We start from the raw sequence: 23,966 nt of genomic DNA on the forward strand, positions 1-23,966 counted from the left end.
TCCGGCTGGTTCAGTGTGGATGGAACATTAAAGCTTGGCCAGGCGTTGCAATTAGTGATGCAAGGTGTGCAGAAGTAGTCCGTAGGGACCGTGAAAACGGCTTACGGCTAGCGCGGAGTTCAGGCTCCGCGAACAGACAGAGGGAGTAATCATGAGCGATCGCAGCCTGCGGGGTATGCGTCTTGGCGCCCAAAGCATGGAAACCGAGTCCGGCGTTGAACCGGCACCGCGCCAGCGGGTTGAATACCGCTGCGAGGACGGCGAGCAGGTCTTCGTCACCTTCTCTGCTGAAGCCGAGATCCCCCCTGTTTGGGTTTCCAAGACTGGCAAGGAAGCCTTGCTCGTAGACGGCGAGCGTCCCGTGGATGCCAACGAGAAGGCCGTCCGTACCCACTGGGACATGCTCCTGGAACGCCGCAGCCTTCCGGAGCTGGAGCAGATCCTTGAGGATCGTTTGAACATCCTGCGTGAGCGCCGCGGAGAGCGCCGCTCAGCTTAGTCTTCAGACTCAAGCAAAAAGGCCGGACCGGCTCCTTTGGGAACCGGTCCGGCCTTTTGTTGTGGAACTATCTTTATTTTGCGAGGGCAGGCTGTTTTCCGGTGAGCTTGGCCCACCGTGCTGCCAGGCCCCATTTGGTGACGTTGATCATGGCTTCCAGCACAATGTTGCCGCTCATCTTCGATGCACCGAGTTCCCGCTCAACAAAGGTGATAGGACGCTCCTCGATACGCAGGCCGAGCTTGGCCACGCGCCAGGCGAGATCAACCTGGAAGCCGTAACCCACTGAATCCACTTCATCCAACTTGAGGGCTTCAAGTGTGCTGCGGCGGAAAGCACGGTAGCCGCCCGTGACGTCCTTGATTTTCAGGCCAAGCATGATGCGGGCATAGGTGCTGCCGATGCGGGAGATTGCCTGGCGGTAGAGAGGCCAGTTCACAACACTGCCTCCCGGTACCCAGCGCGAGCCCATGGCGAGGTCGGCGCCCTCTTTGACCGCATCAAGGAGGAGGGGCAGCTGCTCGGGCTTGTGGGAGCCATCGGCGTCCATCTCCACCAGAACGTCATACCCAGCGGCGAGGCCCCACTTGAAGCCGGCGATGTACGCCGCGCCAAGGCCTTCCTTGCCCTTGCGGTGCAGTACGTGCACTTGCTTGTCCTCGGCGGCTATGCCGTCAGCAAGTTGTCCCGTGCCGTCCGGGCTGTTGTCATCAACCACCAGGACGTCCGACTGAGGCACTGCGGTCCGCAGCCGACCCAATGTCTTGGGGAGCGATTCCAGCTCGTTGTAGGTAGGGATGATCGTCAGGACACGCAAGAAGAGGCCTTTCCTTGATGGAGCGGTCAGTGTGCCGGGCCAGCCTTAAGGCTGGCGTTCTGGCGCAACTCTCCATTATAGGACGATCCTGCGCACTCCTATGGGCAGCTGTGTCCCCGGCCACACGGACTTAAAGCGCTGCGGGCAGGTCCATAGACCCAGGACCAGTGTTGTCCGGACAGGTAATTTGCCGGACGAACTGTTTTCTGGGGCCCTATGGGCCTGCCCACTCGCGTACCGCCACCAGACTACGTCCTGGCCACGACCAGATAGTTACCTCCGGGGAAACCCCAAGCCTTAACAATCTGTTGAGCCTCAATGTTACGGACTTTACAAAAGCTGTCAACCAGGGGTTGACCTGCGCGTTCGTGCATCGTCCCAGTTCAGGCGCCGCATTCGAAGGCAAGGAAATAGTGCCCTCAGACGCGGAGGGATTCGTGCGCGAAGAGCTCCTGGCCTTCCCTCACGGTCTGCAGGCACACAGGATCAGTGCCGGTATCCAGGGCAGGGAGCAAGGGGGTCCGGGCACGGGGATCGGTGCTCCAGGATTGCACGCGGCTATCCGCCACCTGCACCATGAGTTCCTCAATTTCCCATACTGCGAAGCTGGCTGGCGCACCCGGGACGAGTTGGCCCATGAGAGGGTTCCTGTGCTTGGTGGCCCGCCAGCCCGCCCTGGTGTGGCCAAGGAAAGCGGCGCGGGCCGAAATGCGCTGGTCCGGGTTGCTGTGTTCCAGGCAGGCCCGGATGCTTGACCAAGGGCTGAGTGGTGTCACGGGGCTATCGCTGCCAAAGGTGATCGGAACTCCGCTGGCGTAGAACGCAGCAAACGTGTTCATGGCCTTGCTGCGGCCGCCTAGCCGTTGCTCGTAGAGTCCTCCGGGTCCTCCCCACACAGCATCGAAGGACGGTTGCATGGAGACCGTCACCGAGTATCTGGCCAACTTGTCCACTGCAGGCTGATCGGCAAGCTCAACATGTTCAAAGCGGTGACCTGCTGCGCGGATCCGCTGCTCCCCCACCTCGGCGGCTGCGGCATCCAATGCGTCGAGCGCAACATCGAGGCCCGCATCACCAATGATGTGGAAACCGGCCTGGACGCCCAGAAGTGAGCATGCGGCAAGGTGCTTGACGGCCTCATCTACTGAAAGATACAAATTGCCGCGTTGGCCCGGCGCATCGGAATAGTCTTGCCTCAAGGCAGCTGTTCGTGACCCGATGGATCCGTCGATGTTCAGGTCTCCCGCCAAGCCAAGGACCTCCGGTCCCACGCTGTCCAGTATGCTGCGGGCGTGATCTTCCGATGACGCCAGCTCGCCCCAATATGGCAGCACCTGCGGTTTGCCGGGTTGCCTGTTCCAGGACATGGCCATGCGAAGATCTTCCGGCCCGCAAATGTGGGGGGCCGACATTTCAGCCAAGGCAACGTACCCGTTGGAAGCCGCATGATGCAGGGCCTGTTCCTGATACCCACTCCGCTCGGTGTCACTGAAGCGCCGTGCCGCGAGACGGGCGGCGGTGTGGGCCGTCCTGACTACGCGCCCACTGTCCCCCGTGAAGCCGTCCATGCCGGCAAGGCCTGCAGACGCCGCCAGGGAGGACGAAACGAGGGCGGAATGAACGTCAATGCGCGAAAGGTAAACCTGCCTGCCACCCGAGGCCTGTTCCAGCTCTTCAAGCGTTGGAAGGGTGGCATCCTGCCAGGTTGTTTCATCCCAGCCATGCCCAATCACCGTTCCTGTACCGCCAGCAGCGGCAACGGCGTCCAGCAGTTCCCGGGCAGAGCGCACGCCCGTCAAAGACAGTCCAGCCAAAGCGAGGCCCGTCTCCGTCAAGTGCGCATGGGAGTCAACAAAGCCCGGCGCCACGAGGGCTCCCCTAAGATCAATGACGTCCATGGTGGAATCCGCGATGGACGTCGCCGCTTGCTCGGAGCCCACCCACGCGACCGTGTCACCGTCCACCACCATGGCGGTAGCGAACGGATCGGCAGCGGTATAGATGGAACCGTTCCGGTAAAGGGTGACCTTACGGACGTTTTCGTTGGGGCGGTCGCCTGCGGACAGGCCTGGCTGGTTCATGCGGTGTGCTCCTTGAGCGTTTGAAGAAGGTCTGGGGGTCTCTAAAACGGTTCCGGGTCAGGCGCAACTGTGCAGGTACAGGCGGCTGTGGAGGTTCAGGCGACAGTGGAGTAAGCCACGACACCCCGGCGGACCAGATCGATGGATTCACGGCAGATCCGCGTCAAGCGCGGATCCAATTGTGGAATTTTGGCGAGCTGGTCCAGGAGGTCAACCACTTGCTTTGCCCAACGGACGAAGTCCCCTGCAGCAAGGTCAGTGCCGCTGAGCACGTCCTGAAGATGGCGTCCTTTGGCCCACTTATACATGGGCCACATGAGGCCCAGCTCCGGTTCGCCGGTCAGCGGAAGCCTGTTCTGTTCCTCTGTGTCCTCAAGTTGCGACCATTCCCGGACGACGATGTCCACCGCCGTTTCCAGTGCAACCGAGGGCATCCTCGGGCGAAGGCCCCTGTCTTCGCGCTTTGCCTGGTACACCAAGGTGCTGGCCAAGGAGGCCAGCTCGGCAGCATCGAGATCGTTGATGGCACCACGCCTGATGGACTGTGAAATGAGCAGGTCCTTCTCACCGTAAATCCGCCGCAACCGCTGCCCGTCCGTGCTGATGGTGACCGTTCCGGCGTCGTTGGTTTCGAGGTAACCGTAGGCGGACAGGACGTCGCATACGCGATCGAACGTTTTGGCAATCGTGTTGGTCCTGCTTTGGATCTGGCGGATCAGGCCGTCTGTTTCCTTGCGAAGTTTCCACCAACGCTCCCCCCAGCGCGCGTGGTCTTCGCGTTCACTGCATCCATGGCACGGATGGGCCCTGAGTGCCCTGCGCAGTTCAGTGATCTTCTGTTCCTGGTCCGGGAGCCGGGACCCCAAGCCAAAGTCTTCATGCCTGCTGTTGCGGCGCGATTTGGGGGCGTCGTCGCTGACTGCGTGGCGCATGGAGGAGGCGAGGTCACGCCGCGATTTGGGAACCTTGGCATTGAAGGATTTCGGGATCCTGATCCGGGTTACAGGGGAGACCGGGGCGTCGACGTCGTGGACGCCGATCCGGCGCAGTTGATTGTCCGAGGTGAGGACCGAAGGCCTGGGCTCGCGGGCGTTGGCATCGGAATCAAGCACGACGGCGTACCCCGCCAGCCTGCCGCTGGAGACGCTGATGACGTCCCCTGGAATAAGCCGCGTCAGCGAGTCCGCCACCCTGGATTTCCGCGCGCGTTGGTAGTCCCGGGCAGCGAACTGCTCAGTATCACTAAGCTCCCGCCGGAGCCTGGCGTATTCGGTGAAGTCGCCAAGATGGCACTCCATGGATTTCGCGTATCCTGCCAACGACTCCTCACGGCCACGGACCTGCCTCGCCAGCCCGACGACAGAGCGGTCCGCCTGGAACTGCGCGAAGGACGACTCAAGGATTTCCCGTGCCCGGACCCGCCCAAATTGGGCTATCAGGTTGATGCTCATGTTGTACGTGGGCCTGAAGCTGGAATTCAGCGGGTAGGTGCGGCGGGATGCCAAGCCAGCAACGGCAGCCGGATCCGTTCCCGGCTGCCACAGGACTACGGCATGGCCCTCGACGTCGATACCCCGGCGTCCAGCCCTGCCGGTGAGCTGTGTGTACTCCCCCGCCGTGATGTTGACGTGCGCTTCGCCGTTGAACTTCTCAAGCTTTTCCAGCACCACGCAGCGCGCGGGCATGTTGACCCCGAGCGCCAGCGTTTCGGTGGCAAAAACTGCCTTGACCAAGCCATCCGCAAACAGCTTCTCCACTACCTCCTTGAAAGTGGGAAGCATGCCCGCGTGGTGAGCCGCGAAGCCCCGGATGAGGCCGTCGCGCCAGCCCCAGAATCCCAGGACATCGAGGTCATCGGCAGGGATCTCGTGGCTAGCTTCATCCACCCGCTGCGCAATGATCTGCTGTTCACGCTCTGTAGTGAGCCACAGTCCCGATGCCGCGCACTGGGCCACTGCAGCGTCACAACCGGCCCGGGAAAAAATGAACGTAATAGCAGGCAGCAGGCCCTGTCGGTTAAGGCTTTCAATAACCTGGGGGCGGCTTGCCTTCCGGACCGGGCTGCGTTGTTCAGTGGTCTGCCGCTCATCCCTATAGCGGTCCTGCCGTCGGCGGCTCCGGCCACCGTGGCCGAAGCGGCCGTTGAAGTTCATCCGGCTCTCGGAGCGGGCCATTGCCAGCAGATCGGGGTTCACTTCGAACTCCGGGCCGGTCACTGCCTGCCGGGCAGGAGATGCTACAGAACTCTTAACGGCGATCTTCCGGGATTCTGCCGGCAGAGTAGCCTCATCCACGGCGTCGTCAGTATCGCTGAGATCCGGAACTTCTGTGTCCGGTATCTGGGGAGCGATTTCATCGAAAGTGGTATCGCCGGCAAAAAGGTCAACAATCTCCCTGCCCACCATGACGTGCTGCCACAGTGGTACGGGCCGGTGCTCGGACACGATGACGTCAGTATCGCCCCGAACGGTATCCAGCCAGGCGCCGAACTCCTCGGCATTGGAAACAGTGGCGCTCAGCGAAGCAACCTGCACTTCACTGGGCAAGTGAATGATGACTTCCTCCCAAACGGCTCCGCGGAAGCGGTCTGCGAGGTAGTGGACCTCGTCCATCACGACGAAGCCGAGATCGCCGAGTGTCTCCGAGTCGGCGTACAGCATATTGCGGAGGACTTCGGTGGTCATCACCACAACGGGCGCCTCACCGTTGATGGTTGTATCACCCGTCAGCAGGCCAACGTTGGCAGAGCCATACTTGGCGGCGAGCTCGGAGAATTTCTGGTTGCTCAGGGCCTTGATGGGCGTTGTGTAGAACGCTTTGAGCCCGCGTTCCAAAGCCAGATAGATGGCAAATTCGCCAACGATCGTCTTTCCCGCACCTGTGGGAGCCGCGACGAGGACGCCTCGGCCCTCCTGCAATGATCTGCACGCCTCACGTTGGAAGTCATCCAATTCGAAGTCCAGCGTCCGGGCAAAGGCACCAAGATACGTCTTGGCCTCAGCTGCCCGGTGAGCGGCCGCCTGGTAGCGGTCTGATGGTGATGGAGACCCGGAAATGGAGGACATGCACCAAGCCTAATGGCCTGAGGTCTAGAGATTCTCCAGATCCGAGGCCGGGGTGGCAATATCTGCCGTGGCTTCGGTCTCAGCAGCACGCTTGATGGCGCGGCGCTCTCGCCGGCGGTCGTTGAACATGCACACACCGATGGCCGAGAAGAACAAAACCAGAAGTGGCCCGGCGAGGAGGAACATTGACAACGCGTCAGCACCGGGGGCTGCTACGGCCGCCAGAACGAAGACGAGGAATACGGTGATTCGCCATGCTTTCAAGATCGTCTTACCAGAAACCAGGCCCGCCATGTTGATGCCCACCAAGACCACTGGCACGAGGAATGCGAGCCCAAGGAACAAAATCATGCGAGTTACGAAGTCGATGTAGTCTCGAGCATCGATTATGTTGGCCACGCCGGACGGCGTGAACTGCGTAAGGGCCCTGACAACCTGAGGAGTCACCAACCAGCCCACCCAGACTCCGGCCAAAAACAGAGGAACAGCTGCTGCCATAAAACCTAGGGTGTACTGGCGTTCCTTCTTTGTGAGTCCAGGCGTGATAAATGCCCACAACTGATAGATCCAGATGGGGCTAGAGATAACCAAGCCAATCAGCATGGCTATCTGAAGCTTGAAGTCGAAAGGGGAAGCAATGCTATTGAAGTTGATGGTTGCGATCGCGCCGGTATGGCCGGCAATTGAATCAACCGGCGACTTCAGAGCATCGATTACCGGGTCATACAAAAACCAGCCAGCAACAGCCGCGACCACTACACCTATCGCTGCCTTGATGAGGCGGTTTTTCAGCTCCTTAAGATGGTCAAGAAGTGCCATCCGGGCTTCAGGATTGGCTTTGCGCCCTTTCGTTGTTACCACTTCTTCTTAGATGCGGCTGGATGGCGGAACGTCGGTTTCGCCGTTGTTCTTAGCCCTGACGTCCGGGTGGTCCACAACCCGTCCCTCCACGGCGTCGGTTGTTTCGGCAGCGTCCTTGGCGTCGGACTTGCCATCGTTTTTCATCTCTTTGACTTCGGACTTGATGATCCGCATCGACTGTCCAAGGCTTCGTGCCATCGCTGGCAGTTTGGGGGCAGCAAACAGGAGAAGCGCAACGATGATGATGATGACGATCGGCCACGGCCCGTCAAATAGTCGTCCCATTGGGGAGGTCCTTTCCTTTTGGATACATCCTACGTCTATCTGAATTCAATGTCGTGCAGGGATTGGGGCTGACCCCGCTCTGCTTTGCGCTGAACGCGCTTCTGGCGACGAACTTCCTGGCGGAAGGCTTTGGCCGTCAGGTAATCATGACGCATCTGCTCCGGCGAGGCAAAAATTGCGGATCCCGGCTCCGGTCGGCGTTCCGGCGCCTCAACATCGGAGGTTTCTACGGCAGGAGGGACATGGCTGAAACGTTGACCAGCGTCCCCTAACTCGTGAACAGTGGCCATGAATTTCCTGAACAGCCGAAAACCCAAGGTCACGTGAAGGAGCAACGACAGTGCTATGAGCGCGATCCACAGCAGGATCCAAAACCACCAAGGCATCTGAGTAGTCTAGCCAGCCATGTTGTCCGAGGAGGAAACGGCACCGTATTGGTCAAGCGCCGCCGTGAGCCACGCCTGGACTTCCTGGCGCAACTCTGCAGGGTCCAGGACCCGCACCGTCCCGCCATGTTGGGACACAAACATCGGTAACCACTCCGCATTTCCAAAGCGCACCTCAGCGAGCAGTCCGCCCTCGGGCAATTCCGCAGTGCGTTCGGCATAGTAGTCATCAGCCAGGCCAGCGCCCTGCCGGGTCAACTCAAGCACCACCAGGACGTCGTCGTCACTGGGGGTGAAGAGCCTTGCCGGGAAGTCTGCATCAGCAGTTGCTGTTCCGGAGACTGGACGGCCGTTGGCTTCCAGGGATTGCACGCGGTCCAGCCGGAAATTCCGGAGTCCTGACTTGCTATGGCAGTAGGCCTCGAAGTACCAGGTGTTGTCCAGGGAGTACAGCCGCAGCGGGTCCACGTCGCGCTCGGTTACTTCATCCCTTTGGGGGGAAAGGTAACTCAGGCGCAGTTGTTGGCCGTCCCTGATGGCGTGCGTAATGGTGGCGAACGCCTCCGATTGCTCGGGTGCCACCGATTGGCCTGCAACTGCACCGGCCAGGCGTCCGGCCTGTCCTGCGGCGCCCGTCAATTTGATGGTCACAGACTCCAGGGCGCTGCCCGGTTCGTCTTCGGGCAAACCTGCAAGCGCAGGCAGATCGCCCAGCATCGACAATCCAGTCAGCAGCGCGGCTGCTTCGTCCTCGCTGAAGCGAACCGGACGGTTCAGGTCCAAATGTTCCGTGATGTACACATGGTCGTTTTCCCATTGGATGTCCAGGAGATCGTCCGGGTAGCCTTCGGGCAGCCCGGAACAGATCAGGATTTTTAGGTCGTCGATAAGTGCTTTGCGGCTGATGCCGAAGCGATCGGCTACTTCCTGTACGTGCAGGCCCTGATGGTGGACCAGGAAGGGAACTAATTGCAGCATGCGCGTGAGTTGGTCTTCGGAGGTGCGTTTCCTGGATCGCTGCGCGCGTGCAGCTTCTGGAAATTCCACTTCGATGGCCGGAGACGCATTGAACTCCGCAGCGCTTTTGAGTCGGCGTACGACGGCGGCACGCAGACCGGCGGGTTCAACTACTTTGACGTGGGGGCCATACGAGGCCAGTTCCTCGGCGAACTGCTCGGGATCCCGGAAGTCCACCATCAGCCTGTCCCGGCCGCCCAATTCCTTCTCAGCCGGTTCCTTCCCGGCACCGCTGGAACCAGCACGCTTGCGCAGGGCTAGAAGGCGTCCGGCGTCTACGTCCATGACAGCTTGCTGCAGGGGAAGTTCGTTCAGCGAATCCAGCTCCGCCCGGGCATTGAACCCCGCTGGTGGCTCGAAGGAACTGCCCGGCATGACCGAGACGGCAGTGGTCATGCGTGACAACCTGAAAATCCTCTTGGCTGCCCTCCCCCGGTCAAATCCCACGAGGTACCACTGCCCGAACCGGCTCCCCAGGCCCCACGGCTCCACCTCGCGCACTTCCTCTCGGCCGGTGCTTCCGGCGAGGTACCCGAAGCGGACCGCATGCCGGGCGTGCATGGCTGCAACGACGTCGTCGAAGGCTTGTCCGGCTGGCTTAATCCTCGGCTGGACGCCGGCAGGCAGGTCGACGTCGGTGAATCCGCCTGCGGCCTGCAGTTTGCGGACGGCGTTGACTGCGGCGTTGCCGAGAGCAGCGCGCTCCCACAACTGGGCCGCAAGGAGGAGAACGGTGGACTCGGCGGGCGTCAGGCTGACATCAGGCAGCCTGTTGGAGTCCTTGCCGATGCGGTAGCGGGTTGATGCGGGATCCTCGGCGCCGAAACTCCGGGGGTCTGTGAGGGTCTCGATCTCAAAGCCGAACTGTTTCAGATCCACTTTGTCGCGCTCGAACATCCGTCCGAACGCGACGTCGTTTTCGGCGGTGTCGTGATAGACCTTCTCCCGCAGGACAGAGCGCGGCAGGCCCACCCTGGTATTGAGCAGGGCAAGCAGGAGGTTCAGGAGTCGTTCAGTGCGGGATGCGGACACGCTTGCTACGTTACTAAAGTCCTGGGCGAAAGCAGCAAGGCGCGTCACCGGTCCGGCAAAGCCGGAAGGTAACGCGCCTTGGCAGGAAGCTTGCGCCTTAGCGGACAGCTACGAGGTCAACGACGAAAATCAACGCCTCGTTGGGCTTGATTGCTCCGCCGGCGCCACGGGATCCATACGCCAGTTCTGAAGGGATCTCCAGACGGCGACGGCCGCCAACCTTCATACCCAGCAGGCCCTGGTCCCAGCCCTGGATGACCTGGCCCACGCCAACGCGGAAGTCCAGCGGAGCGCCACGGCCCCAGGAAGCATCGAACTCTTCGCCCGTTGACCAGGCGACGCCAACGTAGTGGGTGGAAACGGTGTCGCCGGCTTTGGCCTCAGCGCCGGACCCCTCGATGAGGTCCGTGATGACGAGTTCGGTGGGAACGTCGCCTTCGGGGAAGTCGATTTCGGGCTTGGTGCGGTCGAAGTCACGCTGACCAAATGACATGGTTGCTCCTTGGTGTGTGGGGTGAGTGGTGTCAGGATCAAGCTTAGCCAGTCCCGGATCAGGTGGCAGTCTACTTGACGCCGAGGATGTCAACGACGAATACGAGATCGCCCTTGGCTTCACCCTGTCCAGCGGCGCCGTAAGCAAGGTCCTGCGGGATTACCAGAAGGACGCGGGAGCCAACCGTCTTGCCTTCCAGGCCTTGGGTCCAGCCCTTGATGACACCGGAAAGCGCGAAGCTTGCCGTCTGCCCCCGGTCAAAGCTCGAATCGAACTTCTGGCCGCCCACAAGGTTGACGCCTACGTAATTCACCGTGAGCGTGTCTGTGGCCTTAACAGCAGCGCCGGAGCCCTTGATCAGGTCCTGTGCGATAAGTTCCTTCGGAGCGGCTGCGCCGTCAACGGAGATCTGCGGGATGCCCTTGTCGTCTTCCTTCACGGTGGGGAGCCCAGCCGGAGGAGTGACGGTCTCACCTTCCGGCTTCGACAGGACCGGAGCTGCTTCCTTAGCTGAAAGCAGCTTGAAAACCACCAACTGCGTAGAGCCGGCTGCCGCGCCCGTAGCTGCCGAACCCGGCGCAGCGAACGCGATGTGGGAACCGATCTTGGCGCCAACAATGGCGTTGTAGATCAGCTCGTTGCCCTTCTTAAGCTCGTCATTCAGCTCAATGGGCTGGGGGCCATTCTTGTAGACGTCTTCAACGGTCTTGCCGTCATTGCCATCCACCGCGATGTATGCGAGCTCGGCAACCTGGCCGGCCTTGATACGCTCGCCATTGCCTTCGCTGACTACCTTGATAGTGGGTTCAGCGACGGTGAGCGGCTTGGTGAAGTCCAGGCCAGGGGCCTTGTCATCTCCGTTGTCCGTCACCTTCACGGAATCGAGTTTGGAGACATCGCCGGATGACTGGCTGGTGGGCTCGGCGGCTGGCGTGCCCCCGCCCCCACACGCAGTGATGAGCAGCAGGGCAGGAAGAAGAATTGCTAGGAGTCGGCGCACAAAAAGACACTTTCGTCGGGGCAAAGGACACTCGGAAAGGCGCATGGCAGATCCAAGCCAATGGCCTCTTGGAAAGAGGCCACAGTCCAGAATAGCCGGTGAAGCTGGGAGTCCGCTAAGAAACCCCTTAGCCCATGGAGTCCAGGAGCGCATCAACGCGGTCGTCCACGCTACGGAAGGGATCCTTGCACAGGATCGTCTGGTGTGCGCGGTCGTTGAGCTTCAAGTGCACCCAGTCCACCGTGTAGTCGCGTCCGAGTTCCTGCGCCCTCCGGACGAAGTCTCCCCGCAGCTTGGCTCTGGTTGTCTGGGGAGGAGTGTCCACGGCGTCCTTGATCTCGGTTTCGGGGACCAAACGCCGTGCGGCATCCCGTGATTGCAGCAGGAAGAAGAGGCCGCGCTGGCGCGAAATGTCGTGGTAGGTGAGATCCAGCTGGGCAATGCGAGGCGAGTCCAGGCTGAGGTCGTGCCGACGCATGTAACTGTCCATCAGCTTCTTCTTGATGGCCCAGTCCACCTCGGTGTCGATGGTGCTGGTATCGCCGCTTTCAATCGCGTCCAGAGTCCGCTCCCAGAGATCGAGAATAAGGGGCACGTGGGCATTGTGCGCGCCGTTCGCGGCGACGAACTCTGTCACCTTTGCCAGGTACTCCCGCTGGATATCGAGCGCCGAAAGCTGCCTGCCGTTTGCCAGGCGGACCAGGGCGCTGCCCGTGAGGTCATGCGAAATTTCCCGGATGCTCCGGATCGGGTTTTCCATCCGCATGTCCCGCATTATCACCCCTGCCTCGATCATGCGCAGGATGAGGTCCACCGTGCCCACTTTGAGGAGCGCGGAGGTTTCGGACATGTTGGAATCACCCACGATCACATGAAGCCGACGGTAGAACTCTGCATCGGCATGCGGCTCGTCACGGGTGTTGATAATGGGGCGTGACCTGGTGGTGGCAGAGGACACGCCTTCCCAGATATGGTCCGCCCGCTGTGAAAAGGCGAACGTTGCACCGTGGGGCGTCTTCAGGACTTTGCCCGCTCCCGCGATGAGCTGCCGGGTCACCAGGAACGGGATGAGGATCTCGGCCAGCCTGGAGAACTCCCCCCGCCGGGGTATGAGGTAATTCTCGTGGCTGCCGTAGGAGTTTCCGGCGGAGTCGGTGTTGTTCTTGAAGAGGTACACCGTGCCATTGAAACCCTCCGCGGCCAGGCGGGCCTGGGCCTCATCGACGAGGTCGTCCAGGATGAGCTCGCCGGCGCGGTCGTGGGCGATCAGTTGCGCGAGGTCGTCGCATTCTGCGGTGGCGTATTCCGGGTGCGAACCAACGTCCAGATACAGGCGTGAACCGTTGGTCAGGAAGACGTTGGAAGACCTGCCCCAGCTCACCACTTTGCGGAACAAATAGCGGGCCACTTCTTCGGGGGCCAAAGGACGTGAGTCGGGGCTGGAATAGGAAATCCCAAACTCCGTCTCGATGCCGAATATGCGTTTGTCCATCTCAAGCCTCCTCTGTGAGCAGCTGTGTCATGTCCTCGGGACCCAGACGCCGGAAAGCCCGGCGGGAACCCCGGCGACTCTCCGAAGCGCGGTCCAGAACGGCGGCTTCGACGGCGGTCGCCGGGAGGGCGTCGGCTTCCTTATCTGTCGCCAAAGCGCGCAAAGCCAATCTCATGGCCCCTGCAAAACCAAGCTCGGGCTCCCAAGCCCCGCTTACGACGTCGGAAATCTGATCGGCAAGTCCACCCATCACCACGAAGCCGTTCTCATCGGCAATCGAACCATCAAAGGTGAGCCGGTACAGGTGGTCCTGCTCCTGCGCCAGGCCGACTTCAGCCACCGCCAGTTCCACTTCGAACGGCTTTTGTTCGGCGGTGAACACGGCGCCGAGGCTCTGCGCGTAGACGCTTGCCAGTCCCCGGGCGGTCACGTCTTCGCGGTCGTACGAGTAGCCGCGGACGTCCGCGTACCGTACCCCAGCCTGCCTGAGGCTTTCGAACTCGTTGTACTTGCCCACTGCCGCGAACGCGATTTTGTCGTAGATCTCGCCGATTTTGTGCAGCGAAGGTGACGGGTTCTCAGCAATCAGTGCGATGCCATCGGCGCAACTGATCACCACTACGGAACGTCCGCGCGCAATGCCCTTCCGTGCGAAGTCCGCACGGTCCTTCATCAGCTGTTCGGGCGAGACATAAAACTGCTGCGTCATGTCAGGCCTCCCGTCCGGCGATGGCACGGGATTCGACGATGGCACCGGCTATCGCCGCCAGGTCCCGTTCAGGTACCCGGCGATTACCGGCACGGTTGACCGTGTAAACCACTGGCCAGAGTTGGCGGACGGGGTCCGGGCCGCCCGTCGCGGAGTCGTCGTCCGCGGCGTCATAGAGGGCCTCCACCGCGACGGCCACGGCTTGTTCTTCCGTGAGATTGGGCTTCCAAAGCTTTTTCAGCGCTCCCCGCGCAAAAACAGAACCGGAACCCACGGAGTGGTGTTCCTGTTCTTCGTAGCGTCCACCCGTGACGTCGTAGGAGAAAAGCCGCCCGGTGGCTGACACGTGGTCGAAGCCGGCGAACAACGGAATCACCGCCATTCCCTGCATCGCCATGGGCAGGTTGCCCCGGATCATGGCGCCTAAACGGTTCGCCTTGCCAACCAGGCTGAGGAGGGTGCCCTCAATCTTTTCGTAGTGTTCAAGTTCCACCTGGAAGAGCCGGGTGATGTCGATGGCCAGGCCAGCTGTACCGGCAATACCCAGAACCGAATACTGGTCCGCGGGAAAGACCTTCTCAATGTGCCGGCTGGCGATCACGTTTCCCATGGTTGCCCGCCGGTCCCCCGCCATCAGCACCCCGCCGGCATACGTCAAGGCGACAATGGTGGTTGCGTGCGGCGAGGACGGTACGGTGCCGGCCGGCAACGTTTGGTTGAAAGGAAGGAGTTCGGGACGCGAGCGTTGAAGGTGCTCCGTGAATGAAGACGTTGCCTGGGTGGCCAGGGGGCCGGTTGATGGGTCCTGCATTGCTGCACTCCTTCGACTCTGCATTCCGATGCCCGGCGGCCTCGCGCCGGCCGGGCAGTACATGGTTTGTCCGGGTCCGCTTACTGGCCGCCCTTTTGGACGAACGCCCTGACGAACTCTTCAGCGTTGGATTCCAGAACGCCATCGATTTCATCGAGGAGATCGTCCACACCCTGCGTGGCGTCCGAGGCCTGGGCTTCGGGTGCTGCCGGTGGTGCCTCCGGGACGTCTACTTCGGTCTCGGTGTCCCGTGACTGCGGTTGCTGCTGCTCCTGAGCTGCCATTTCTCTCTCCCTACTGTCAGCCCCCGTTTGTGGGGACTTCCTACTGCCATATTGCCACGCCGTGGGCTGCTGCGCCCGGCTTTGCCGGGGCACCATTTTCCTGTGCCTGAACGCCACAGTCCCGGGACTGAACGCGTCAGTCCTTGGGCGGCGGCGGCGGCTTCTGGCCCAGCAATTCGGCCAGGAACGAGCCAGCCTCCTTATGCCGGTCAAAGAGGGCTCCTGTGAGCGCCCGGGTGCCCCGCAACGGCTCGCGCGTGGGAACACGCTGCAATTTCCCCAGTCCCGGCACATCGAAGATGACCGAGTCCCAACTGGCACCGACAACATCTTTGCCGAAGCTTGAGACGCACCGTCCGCGGAAATACGCGCGAGTATCCGACGGCGGTTCACCCACCGCCCTGGCGATGTCGGCGTCGTCGACGATCCGGATCATCCTGTCCCTGGACAGCATCCTGTAGTAGAGGCCCTTCTCCGGCCGGATATCGGACCATTGGAGATCCACCAGCCCAAGCCTGGCATCGTCCCAGCCAAGGCCGTCCCGGTTCCGGTACCCCTCAAGGAGGGACTTCTTGGCTACCCACTCCACGGATGACGCCGCAGCAGCGGGGTCGCTGCCCAGCAGTGACAGGGTTGACTCCCAGCGCTCAAGGACGCCATGCGTGTGCCCGTCGCCAGTGACGGAATCGGCAACTCCGGTCTCCTGCGCCAGCTTTGCGGCGGCTTCGTAGTACATCCACTGGATGTCCAGGGCTGTCACCCTGCGTCCGTCCAGCAGTCTTACGGCAGTGGCCAGGGTTGTGTCATGACTGATGGCCTGCAGCGCCTGAACGGGTTCATGGACTTCGATGCGGGGTGCCTGGCCAGCTTCAATGAGGCTGAGAACCATGGCCGTGGTGCCGAACTTCAGGTAGTTGGAAACCTGGCTGAGGTTCGCATCGCCGATAATGACGTGAAGCCGCCGGTACTTATCCGCCGTCGCGTGGGGCTCGTCCCGGGTGTTGATGATGGGGCGTCGGATAGTGGTTTCAAGGCCCACCTCAGCCTCGAAGAAGTCTGCCCGTTGGCTGATCTGGTAGCCGGCCGTGGAACTGTCCTGTCCGATCCCCACACGTCCGGCCCCACAAATCACCTGCCGGGACACGAAGAATGGCGTGAGCCCCCGGATGATGTCGCCAAAGGGAACTGAACGGGGCATGAGGTAGTTCTCGTGCGAGCCATAGGACACTGATTTGTTGTCAGTGTTGTTCTTGTAGAGATTGATCGGCGGAAGGCTGGTGTCTGCCGCCACTTTCCTCACCGTGGCAAGTGCGACGAGATCGCCGGCTGCATCCCAGGCCACCGCATCCCGTGGGTTGGTGACTTCAGGGCTTGAGTATTCCGGGTGTGCGTGGTCCACGTAAAGGCGCGCGCCGTTCCCGAGGACCATGTTCATGAGGAGCGAACCGGATTCGTCCTGGCCGTCCAGTTCCAGTTCCTGGCGGCCATACGCCAACGCCACTGCCTCGGCGTCGAGCACTGGCGGCTGGTCAGTCAACTGGCTGGGATCGGCGGACGCCCGGTCAACGGTCCAACCGCGGGCATCGTGTAAAGGTTCTTCGTCTGTGTAGTCCCAACGCGTTTCCGCTCCCCCGGCGGCACGTTGGCGCGTGACCGTGGCATAGGCCTGGATGATCCGGGCGGACATCATGGTGGCGTTCGCCCCGGGCGCCGATGGCGCATGGATTCCGTACTCGGTTTCGGAACCCATGACGCGCATCGCGCCACCTACAGGCAACCTTTCCCCGGGCACACCCTCGGTTCTGGCCGTCACAGGTACTGACCCGTGTTGGCTGTGGTCTCGATGGATTTGCCAGGTTCCTGGCCGGCCTTGCCTTGCACGATCGTACGGATGTACGTGATCCGTTCACCCTTCTTCCCTGAGATTCTTGCCCAGTCGTCAGGGTTTGTGGTGTTGGGCATGTCCTCATGTTCCCGGAATTCATCCACCACCGCACGCAGCAGGTGATCGATCCTCAGACCCTTCTGATGGTTGGTGAGCAGGTCCTTGATGGCGTACTTCTTAGCCCTGTCCACAACGTTCTGAACCACGGCGCCGGAGTTGAAATCCTTGAAGTAAAGCATTTCCGTATCACCGTTGGCGTACGTGACTTCAAGGTATTCGTTCGACTTCTCCGTGGAGTACATTGCCTCCACCGTGCGCTGGATCATGGCGTCGACAGTGGCCTGGACGTCCCCACCGTACTCCGCCAGATCCTGTGCATGGAAGGGAAGGTCGGTGGTGATGTACTTGCCAAAGATATCTGCAGCGGCTTCGGCATCGGGTCGCTGGATCTTGACCTTTACGTCAAGGCGGCCCGGCCGGAGGATTGCGGGATCAATCATGTCCTCGCGGTTTGAGGCACCAATAACGATCACGTTGTCCAATCGCTCCACCCCATCAATCTCGCTGAGCAGCTGCGGGACGATGGTGGTTTCGACGTCGGAAGATACGCCAGTTCCACGGGTGCGGAACAGTGAATCCATTTCATCGAAGAAGACCACCACGGGGCTGCCATCGGACGCTTTTTCCCGGGCACGGGAGAAGATCAGCCGAATGTGCCGTTCGGTTTCGCCGACGTACTTGTCCAGGAGCTCAGGGCCCTTGATATTGAGGAAGTAGCTCTTGAGGTCGGTGTTGCCTGCGCGCTCAGCGGCACGGGCTGCCAGGGAATTGGCCACCGCCTTTGCGATAAGGGTCTTGCCGCAACCTGGCGGACCGTAGAGGAGGATGCCTTTGGGCGCCTTGAGCCCGTGTTCCCGGTACAGGTCCGGATGCAGGAACGGGAGTTCTACAGCATCTCGGATCTGTTCAATCTGGGGACCAAGGCCGCCGATGTCCTGGTAGGTGATGTCCGGAACTTCTTCCAGGACAAGGTTCTCCACCTCAGCGCGCGGGACTTTCTCCAGTGCATAGCCGGTGCGCGAATCCAGGGATAGTGCGTCTCCTACCTTCAGGTGCACGTTTTGCAACGCCCCGGAAAGGCGGACTACGCGTTCCTCGTCCGCACGGCCAACAACCAACGCACGGTCTTTGCCCAGCAACTCCTTGAGCGTAACGAGTTCACCCGCCCGTTCGTAGCCAAGCCCGGCAACCACCAGCAGTGCCTCATTCAAGAGGACTTCCTGACCAACGGCGAGTTGGTTGACATTTACCAGCGGGCTGATGCCAACACGCATCTTGCGGCCTGCATTGAAAATGTCCACGGATTCCTCCGTGGCCGCCTGCCCGGAACTTCCCGGGGCCGGCTGCCTGCGGGGGTTGATCTGAACCACTGTTCCGAAGCTGTAGGGCGGTTGCCCTTCCTGCTCCAAAGCACCCTTCAAACGGAGGATCTCGCTCTTCGCCGTTTCAAGCATGCTGACGAGCTTGCTGTTGTTCTGGGTGGCGGCAGCAAGCTGGCGGTCGATGTGGCGAAGCTTGTCCCGAAGGATGTTGATCTGGCGTTCGGCCACGGTCAATTCACTGGATGGGTCGGGCGGCTGGATGGCGGCAAGCCTCCGGTTTGCTGCCTCTTCAGCAGCGGCGTTAGCTTCCTCCGGCGTCGGCCGTCCAATGTCGTTGTTGTTCGACGTATCCACGATTCATCAGCCCCTTCCTGCGCTTAAGAAGACCTTAGTCCCGAAAAGCTCAGGGTGCTGTGTGACATCCGGAATGCGGACCCTATTGTGACCTTTTCAGTTTGTGACCGGGGGGTCGTCCTGGACGTTGGTTCCGGCGATGGCATCACGTGCGGCGCGCCGGAGTTTCTTATCCGATACGGCACGCTCCCCTACTGCTCCCGGAGTCCAGGCGTTCAGGTCTTCCTCGCTGAATTCGGTCTTGGATGGGCGCCGTTTGACGGAGATTCCAGTGACGCCGTCGGCGAGCCGCCTGGTGACCAGGAGGAATCCCGTGTGGGCAACCATGCGGTGGTCCGGGCGCACTGCGAGTCCTTCAAGGTGCCAGCCGCGGACCATGGATTCCCAGGCATCGGGCTCGGTGAAGCGTCCGTCAGCCCTGATGGCCTCGGCCGTGCGGGAAAGTTGCGTCACCGTGGCCACGTAATTGATCCAGACGCCCCCCGGAGCCAGAACCGTTGCCACTGCGTCAAGGCACTCCCAGGGAGCAAGCATGTCCAGGACTACACGGTCTACGGAGCCGGGCGCCTCGGTGCGGACCACTTCTTCCTGGAAGTCACCCAGGGAGATCTGCCAAGCGGGGTGCGGGCCACCGAAAATCGTCTCCACATTCCCCCGGGCGATATCCGCGAATTCTTCCCGACGCTCAAAGGAATGGAGGTAGCCGCCGTCGCCTACTGCACGGAGCAAGGAAATGGACAGCGCACCGGAGCCCACGCCGGCTTCCACAACACGGGCACCGGGGAAGATATCTGCCATCGTGACAATCTGGCCGGCATCCTTCGGATAGACAACCGCCGCACCGCGGGGCATGGACAGCACGAAGTCCGAGAGGAGGGGACGCAGCGTTTGGTACTGCTGGCCGATGTTATTACTGACTACCGAACCATCAACCTTGCCGATTATTTCGTCGTGGTTCAGGAACCCGCGGTGGGTATGAAAAGCTCCCCCCACCTCAAGCGTGATGGTGTTCATCCGGCCACGCTCATCGGTCAGCTGCACCCGCTCGCCCACACGGAAAGGCCCACGGCGCCGGGCTGCCCCGGTTGGTTGCGTGGCAGAGTCAGTGGCTGGCTTGTCGATGCCGGTGTCCGCACCCGTGACAGTGCCTGCGCTTGTCTCAGCCGCGGCGGTTTCGCTGCTCATGTGGTGTTCCTCGCTCCTTGCGGCTGGGCCGCCATGTGTTGCTGCCGTATGGGCGCCGAAATCTATGGTTTGTTTTATTGACCGGCACGTAACTCTACCGGCAAGGGGGTCAGGCGCGCCCGCTGCCCCGTGCTTCTTTACCTGTTATCGCTGTCACTACCGCCTGTTGGCGGAGCAACCCGGTCACGGTTCCGTTGTGGTCCACCACAGCGTATTCGCCACCCTCCAGCCGCGCCAGATACTGGATCAGCTCCTGGCCCTTGGACCATTCCGGGACGTAGGCGCCGGCAGCGAGGGCATGCGCTACGGCGGTGACCGGCGTCGTCGCTGTGGCTTCGGGAGGAACCGCGGCAACCGCGCCCGGGTCCACCACTCCCTGGGGTTTTCCGTCAGGACCGCAAATTACGACGGCGGGACTCCCGGCAGGTGATACCAGCAGGATGTCCGCCACAGTAGCCGCGTTCGGGAGGCCCACCGCGGGCTCCGCAAGCCCGGCCGCGCTCACCAGGTAAAGGCGGCTGCGGAGTTTTGCATGGTGGATTGAGCTCGATGCGCCCATCCACAGGAAACCGCAAACAAGGACGGTGATGAGCATAAGGCTGATGTCCAGGGGCGCTCCAGTAAGGAACGGCACTCCGATGAACCAAATGACAAGTGCGGCGACGATGACACGGCCCGACCATCCTGCCGCTATGGTTCCCTTGTCCTGGCTGCCTGTGGCTTTCCATACCGCCGACTCCACCAAGCGGCCGCCATCCAAGGGCAAACCGGGAAGAACGTTGAAGATGCCAATGAGGAGGTTGGCCCACATCAGGATGTTTGCCAGGATTTCCGCAACGCCACCGAGGATGCCTGAAGTAAGGACAGCCCACATGCCGCCGGCCAGGATAAAGTTCGACACCGGTCCGGCAAGTGCGACGATGACTGAGCGTCCCGGGGATGCGGTGAAGCTCTCGAATTGGGTGTGCCCGCCCCACAGGTTCAGGACAATCTTTTCCGTCGGCCAGTTGAACGCTTTGGCGCTCAGCGCATGGGCAAGCTCGTGGACCAGGACGGAGAGGGCGAGCAGCAAGGCATAGCCGAGGGCAACGAAGTAGGCCCAAATGCCCAGGTTGGGCATTCGAACCAGCAGGGCCGGCCCATAGACGATCACCGTGAAACCCGCGATGACGAACCACGAGTACGCGAGGTACACGCGGATTCCCGCGATTCTCCCTAGTGGAATGCCGTCCTTCTTGGTAACAGCATGGTGTGGCGTGGAGGAGCTGCTCACCTAGTTTGCCCCTTCAAGCAGGTTTCCTGTCGCGAAGCGGTCGGCAACCAACTGCCTGACGTCTGCTGCGGACCGGCCTACCAAGGTTTCCCACATGACCATGCCGGGGTACCCGGGCAACGGAACCTGGTGCGGGATGCCCACAGTCAGTACGCCCGATGCCAAGGCAGCCGTAGCGCCCGGAATGGAATCTTCCAACGCAACACAGTGATCGATGGTCAGGGACGGGTCGTCGAGCCGAAGCCGTTCAACAGCCGTAAGGTAGGCCTCCGGATGCGGTTTGCCGTTGGTGACGGTGTCTCCGGTGACCAGGAATTCGAAGTAGGGCTTGCGGAGGCTTTCAACGATGACGCCGGCGAGCGGGCCCTCGGACATGGTGACGAGAGCACAGCGGATGCCTGCCTCGTGCAATTCGTCAAGCAACTCCCGTGCTCCCGGGCGCCAGGGAACTTCATTGCGGACGTGCGTGATCACCTGTGCGCTGAGGGTATCCACGATTTCCCGGGCTTCAAGGCGGACTCCTGCAGATTGGAGTACAGCGGCGGAGTGCAGCAGGGACTGGCCCACCAACTGCATGGCCTGCTGGTGTGACCATGTCCCACCATGGGCCTCCACGAGTGCGCGCTCGGCGGCGATCCAGTAGGGCTCAGTGTCCACGAGGGTGCCATCCATATCCCAGAGCACGGCTTTGAGGAGGGGCTGACTGGATGACGAAGGCATGGTTTCAAGTCTACGTGGAAGCCGGGGCGCTTCCGGCCGGGCTTGCGCTGTGGGCGAATACAGGACACGCTCCGGCGCGAAATGCCATGCATCCGCAAGGGACTTGGACGTAGGGTGAGTGGATGAACAGTGTGGACGGGACCCCCGAAGGACAGGACAACACCGCGGAGCCCGAGCGTTTCCTTAAGGAACCCGCGGAAGGCCAGCGCGTCACCGTAATGATCGCCGCGTTTGAAGGCTGGAACGACGCCGGTGAGGCTGCCAGCGATGCGCTGCACTATTTGAACAAGCTCTGGGAGGGCAAGAAGGTTGCCACAGTGGACGCCGAGGAGTACTACGACTTCCAGTTCACCCGGCCCACCGTGCGGCGCACGTCCTCTGGTGCGCGCAAAGTCAAATGGCCGTCAACCCGGATCTACAAAGCGTCAGTTCCGGACAGCAATGTGGACGCTGTGTTTGTTCTTGGCACCGAACCTTCATACCGTTGGCGCGCCTACACCACCGAACTCCTGGTCCATGCGGAGGCGCTGAAGGTGGACTCGGTCATTCTTGTGGGCGCGCTGCTGGCCGACGTTCCCCATAGCAGGCCTATTCCGGTAAGCACCACCACAGAAGACAGTTCCCTTCGGGAACGGTTGAACCTGGAGGCCTCCCAATACGAGGGGCCCGTGGGCATTGTGGGTGTGCTCGCCGAGTTTGCCATGCTGGCAGGGCTGCCAACGGTGTCATTGTGGGCAGCGGTCCCCCACTATGTTGCGCAACCACCCTCGCCCAAAGCCCAACTTGCCATCCTTCACAAGATCGAGGACTTGCTCCAGGTTCCCTTGGACAGCCAGGCCCTGGCGGAAGAGTCCGAGGCTTGGGAACGCGGAGTGGACGAACTTGCCACCGAGGATCCTGAGATTGCCGCCTACGTGCGCCAGTTGGAGGAGGCCAAGGACACCGCAGACCTCCCGGAAGCATCCGGCGAATCGATTGCACGGGAATTCGAGCGCTACCTCAAGCGGCGCGGCAAGGACCGGCCCTAAAGCGTAAGGACCGGCCCTAAAGCTCCACGCCGAGCAGCGCGTCTACAGCATCGCCCATAAGTGCGGCGTCCATCCCGGACACCGGGGCGTTGTTCCGCAATGCCTCCTCAGCCCAGCGATCGACGGCGGCAATGGCTCCGGGAGCGTTGAGGTCATTGGCCAATTCCAGGCGCATGGCCTCGACGAGTGCTGCGGCCGAACCGGCAGGGGCGGCGTCGCGGGCAGTGCGCCACCGGGCGAGCCGATCCTTTGCTGCCCCGAAGTCCGCCTCGGTCCAGGACCAATCAGAGCGGTAGTGGTGCGCGAGGATGGCAAGGCGGATGGCTGCTGGTTCTTCTCCGGCAGCCCGGAGCTTGGAGACCAGAACCAGGTTGCCCTTTGACTTGCTCATCTTTTCCCCATCAAGGCCTACCATGCCAGCGTGGGCATAGTGCCGGGCAAGTGGAACGCCCGCCAGTGAGTAAGCATGTCCAGCTCCCATTTCGTGGTGCGGGAACACGAGGTCGGAGCCGCCGCCCTGCACGGTGAAAGGTGCGGGCAGGTACTTCTGCGCGATAACCGTACACTCGATGTGCCAACCGGGACGGCCATCGCCGAGAGTGGCCCCCGGCCAGCTGGGTTCGCCTTCACGCGCTACCCGCCAGAGCAAGGGATCGAGCGCTTGGCGTTTGCCCGCCCTGTCCGGATCGCCGCCGCGCTCTGCAAAGAGGGCAAGCATTTCCGCTTCGCCGAGGCCTGAAACGTCGCCCAGGGTCCATGCATCCGTGGCGTCGGATCGTTTGCCGGCCATTTCGACGTCGTAGTAGACATCGCCGTCGGGCTCGCCGTCTGTGCCTTGTACGCGGTAGGCGACGCCATCGGCAATAAGCCGCTCGATGGCGGGCACAATATCCGGAATTGCTTCCACCGCGCCGATGTAGTGATTCGGAGCAAGGACGTTGAGCGCGTCCATATCCGTGTGGAACAGTTCAATCTGGCTCTGCGCCAGCTCACGCCAGTCCACGCCGGTGGCGGTGGCGCGCTCAAGCAGCGGGTCATCGATATCCGTAACGTTCTGGACGTAGGCCACCCGGATCCCGGCATCGCGCCAAGCCCTGTTGAGGAGGTCGAAGGCCACATAGCTGGCGGCGTGGCCCATGTGCGTGGCGTCGTACGGCGTAATGCCGCAGACGTACATCGATTGTTCCGGCTGCTGCTCTATCTCCACGACACGGCCGAGGGCGGTGTCGAAGAGGCGTAGTTGCGGCATTGTGCCGGGCAGCTCAGGAACAGGGCGGGAAGTCCACGATTTCACGACTCAACCTTAG

General features: G+C 61.6%; 21 protein-coding genes. 2 read left to right on the forward strand and 19 right to left on the reverse strand.

Features of this window, described 5'->3' with window-relative positions; genetic code table 11:
* The first annotated feature begins 151 nt into the window (after positions 1-151).
* On the forward strand, positions 152-499 hold the full coding sequence (locus KSW38_RS14815) for an RNA polymerase-binding protein RbpA (protein ID WP_021470504.1): 348 nt from the start codon (positions 152-154) through the stop codon (positions 497-499).
* 73 nt (positions 500-572) lie between these two features.
* Here the strand turns inward: KSW38_RS14815 and KSW38_RS14820 are convergent, their stop codons facing one another.
* The 18 genes from KSW38_RS14820 to KSW38_RS14905 form a co-directional block, all read right to left on the reverse strand.
* Positions 573-1,316: a polyprenol monophosphomannose synthase gene (locus KSW38_RS14820; RefSeq protein ID WP_216925690.1), complete on the reverse strand. Its 744-nt coding sequence runs from the start codon at positions 1,314-1,316 to the stop codon at positions 573-575.
* 419 nt (positions 1,317-1,735) lie between these two features.
* The gene (locus tag KSW38_RS14825) at positions 1,736-3,397 is read right to left on the reverse strand and encodes an amidohydrolase (RefSeq protein ID WP_216925691.1); all 1,662 of its coding nucleotides are present in this window, start codon (positions 3,395-3,397) and stop codon (positions 1,736-1,738) included.
* A gap of 95 nt (positions 3,398-3,492) precedes the next feature.
* Positions 3,493-6,462 carry a DEAD/DEAH box helicase gene (locus KSW38_RS14830; protein WP_216925692.1) on the reverse strand — a complete coding sequence of 990 codons (2,970 nt, stop codon included), beginning with the start codon at positions 6,460-6,462 and terminating at the stop codon, positions 3,493-3,495.
* A gap of 24 nt (positions 6,463-6,486) precedes the next feature.
* Positions 6,487-7,281, reverse strand: a complete 795-nt coding sequence (gene tatC, locus KSW38_RS14835) for a twin-arginine translocase subunit TatC (protein WP_216925693.1) — start codon at positions 7,279-7,281, stop codon at positions 6,487-6,489.
* Between the two features lie 48 nt (positions 7,282-7,329).
* Positions 7,330-7,608, reverse strand: coding sequence for a Sec-independent protein translocase subunit TatA (gene tatA / locus KSW38_RS14840; protein WP_216925694.1), 279 nt, complete (start codon positions 7,606-7,608; stop codon positions 7,330-7,332).
* Positions 7,609-7,643: 35 nt separating this feature from the next.
* Complete coding sequence (locus KSW38_RS14845) at positions 7,644-7,994, reverse strand: hypothetical protein (RefSeq protein ID WP_216925695.1); 351 nt, start codon at positions 7,992-7,994, stop codon at positions 7,644-7,646.
* A 9-nt stretch (positions 7,995-8,003) separates the two neighbouring features.
* Complete coding sequence (locus tag KSW38_RS14850; protein ID WP_216925696.1) at positions 8,004-10,043, reverse strand: helix-turn-helix transcriptional regulator; 2,040 nt, start codon at positions 10,041-10,043, stop codon at positions 8,004-8,006.
* 97 nt (positions 10,044-10,140) lie between these two features.
* Positions 10,141-10,536, reverse strand: a complete 396-nt coding sequence (locus KSW38_RS14855) for an FKBP-type peptidyl-prolyl cis-trans isomerase (RefSeq protein ID WP_216925697.1) — start codon at positions 10,534-10,536, stop codon at positions 10,141-10,143.
* Positions 10,537-10,606: 70 nt separating this feature from the next.
* Positions 10,607-11,536 (reverse strand): FKBP-type peptidyl-prolyl cis-trans isomerase, encoded by a 930-nt coding sequence (locus KSW38_RS14860; protein WP_216925698.1) that lies wholly within the window; start codon positions 11,534-11,536, stop codon positions 10,607-10,609.
* A gap of 127 nt (positions 11,537-11,663) precedes the next feature.
* Positions 11,664-13,028, reverse strand: a complete 1,365-nt coding sequence (gene pafA, locus KSW38_RS14865; RefSeq protein ID WP_216925699.1) for a Pup--protein ligase — start codon at positions 13,026-13,028, stop codon at positions 11,664-11,666.
* Between the two features lies 1 nt (position 13,029).
* Positions 13,030-13,737, reverse strand: a complete 708-nt coding sequence (gene prcA, locus KSW38_RS14870; protein WP_216925700.1) for a proteasome subunit alpha — start codon at positions 13,735-13,737, stop codon at positions 13,030-13,032.
* Between the two features lies 1 nt (position 13,738).
* A complete protein-coding gene (gene prcB, locus KSW38_RS14875) occupies positions 13,739-14,548 on the reverse strand; it encodes a proteasome subunit beta (RefSeq protein ID WP_216925701.1) in 810 nt (269 codons plus the stop codon).
* An 80-nt stretch (positions 14,549-14,628) separates the two neighbouring features.
* The gene (locus KSW38_RS14880) at positions 14,629-14,832 is read right to left on the reverse strand and encodes a ubiquitin-like protein Pup (protein ID WP_216925702.1); all 204 of its coding nucleotides are present in this window, start codon (positions 14,830-14,832) and stop codon (positions 14,629-14,631) included.
* Between the two features lie 136 nt (positions 14,833-14,968).
* Entirely contained in the window at positions 14,969-16,591 is a 1,623-nt protein-coding gene (gene dop / locus KSW38_RS14885; protein WP_216925703.1) for a depupylase/deamidase Dop, read from the reverse strand.
* A 50-nt stretch (positions 16,592-16,641) separates the two neighbouring features.
* Positions 16,642-18,453: a proteasome ATPase gene (gene arc / locus KSW38_RS14890; RefSeq protein WP_216925704.1), complete on the reverse strand. Its 1,812-nt coding sequence runs from the start codon at positions 18,451-18,453 to the stop codon at positions 16,642-16,644.
* Between the two features lie 96 nt (positions 18,454-18,549).
* Positions 18,550-19,638, reverse strand: coding sequence for a tRNA (adenine-N1)-methyltransferase (locus KSW38_RS14895; RefSeq protein WP_254186544.1), 1,089 nt, complete (start codon positions 19,636-19,638; stop codon positions 18,550-18,552).
* Between the two features lie 109 nt (positions 19,639-19,747).
* A complete protein-coding gene (locus KSW38_RS14900) occupies positions 19,748-20,911 on the reverse strand; it encodes a site-2 protease family protein (RefSeq protein ID WP_216925705.1) in 1,164 nt (387 codons plus the stop codon).
* Positions 20,912-21,631: an HAD family hydrolase gene (locus KSW38_RS14905; protein WP_216925706.1), complete on the reverse strand. Its 720-nt coding sequence runs from the start codon at positions 21,629-21,631 to the stop codon at positions 20,912-20,914. It lies immediately after the preceding gene.
* 122 nt (positions 21,632-21,753) lie between these two features.
* On the opposite strand from KSW38_RS14905, the gene KSW38_RS14910 reads away from it, so the two are divergent.
* Positions 21,754-22,659, forward strand: coding sequence for a PAC2 family protein (locus tag KSW38_RS14910; protein ID WP_216925707.1), 906 nt, complete (start codon positions 21,754-21,756; stop codon positions 22,657-22,659).
* Positions 22,660-22,675: 16 nt separating this feature from the next.
* On the opposite strand, the gene mshC is transcribed toward KSW38_RS14910, so the two are convergent.
* Positions 22,676-23,953, reverse strand: a complete 1,278-nt coding sequence (gene mshC, locus KSW38_RS14915) for a cysteine--1-D-myo-inosityl 2-amino-2-deoxy-alpha-D-glucopyranoside ligase (protein ID WP_216925708.1) — start codon at positions 23,951-23,953, stop codon at positions 22,676-22,678.
* Between the last annotated feature and the right edge of the window lie 13 nt (positions 23,954-23,966).

The organism is Paenarthrobacter aromaticivorans, assembly GCF_019038615.1.
Taxonomy (GTDB): Bacteria; Actinomycetota; Actinomycetes; order Actinomycetales; family Micrococcaceae; genus Arthrobacter; species Arthrobacter aromaticivorans.

Excerpts from the sequence above, each read along its gene's own strand:
- KSW38_RS14815 (WP_021470504.1), top strand. The coding sequence starts at position 152 with ATGAGCGATCGCAGCCTGCGGGGTATGCGTCTTGGCGCCCAAAGCATG.
- KSW38_RS14825 (WP_216925691.1), bottom strand. The coding sequence starts at position 3,397 with ATGAACCAGCCAGGCCTGTCCGCAGGCGACCGCCCCAACGAAAACGTC.
- KSW38_RS14830 (WP_216925692.1), bottom strand. The coding sequence starts at position 6,462 with ATGTCCTCCATTTCCGGGTCTCCATCACCATCAGACCGCTACCAGGCG.
- tatC (WP_216925693.1), bottom strand. The coding sequence starts at position 7,281 with ATGGCACTTCTTGACCATCTTAAGGAGCTGAAAAACCGCCTCATCAAG.
- tatA (WP_216925694.1), bottom strand. The coding sequence starts at position 7,608 with ATGGGACGACTATTTGACGGGCCGTGGCCGATCGTCATCATCATCATC.
- KSW38_RS14845 (WP_216925695.1), bottom strand. The coding sequence starts at position 7,994 with ATGCCTTGGTGGTTTTGGATCCTGCTGTGGATCGCGCTCATAGCACTG.
- KSW38_RS14855 (WP_216925697.1), bottom strand. The coding sequence starts at position 10,536 with ATGTCATTTGGTCAGCGTGACTTCGACCGCACCAAGCCCGAAATCGAC.
- pafA (WP_216925699.1), bottom strand. The coding sequence starts at position 13,028 with ATGGACAAACGCATATTCGGCATCGAGACGGAGTTTGGGATTTCCTAT.
- prcA (WP_216925700.1), bottom strand. The coding sequence starts at position 13,737 with ATGACGCAGCAGTTTTATGTCTCGCCCGAACAGCTGATGAAGGACCGT.
- prcB (WP_216925701.1), bottom strand. The coding sequence starts at position 14,548 with ATGCAGGACCCATCAACCGGCCCCCTGGCCACCCAGGCAACGTCTTCA.
- KSW38_RS14880 (WP_216925702.1), bottom strand. The coding sequence starts at position 14,832 with ATGGCAGCTCAGGAGCAGCAGCAACCGCAGTCACGGGACACCGAGACC.
- dop (WP_216925703.1), bottom strand. The coding sequence starts at position 16,591 with ATGCGCGTCATGGGTTCCGAAACCGAGTACGGAATCCATGCGCCATCG.
- KSW38_RS14895 (WP_254186544.1), bottom strand. The coding sequence starts at position 19,638 with ATGAGCAGCGAAACCGCCGCGGCTGAGACAAGCGCAGGCACTGTCACG.
- KSW38_RS14905 (WP_216925706.1), bottom strand. The coding sequence starts at position 21,631 with ATGCCTTCGTCATCCAGTCAGCCCCTCCTCAAAGCCGTGCTCTGGGAT.
- KSW38_RS14910 (WP_216925707.1), top strand. The coding sequence starts at position 21,754 with ATGAACAGTGTGGACGGGACCCCCGAAGGACAGGACAACACCGCGGAG.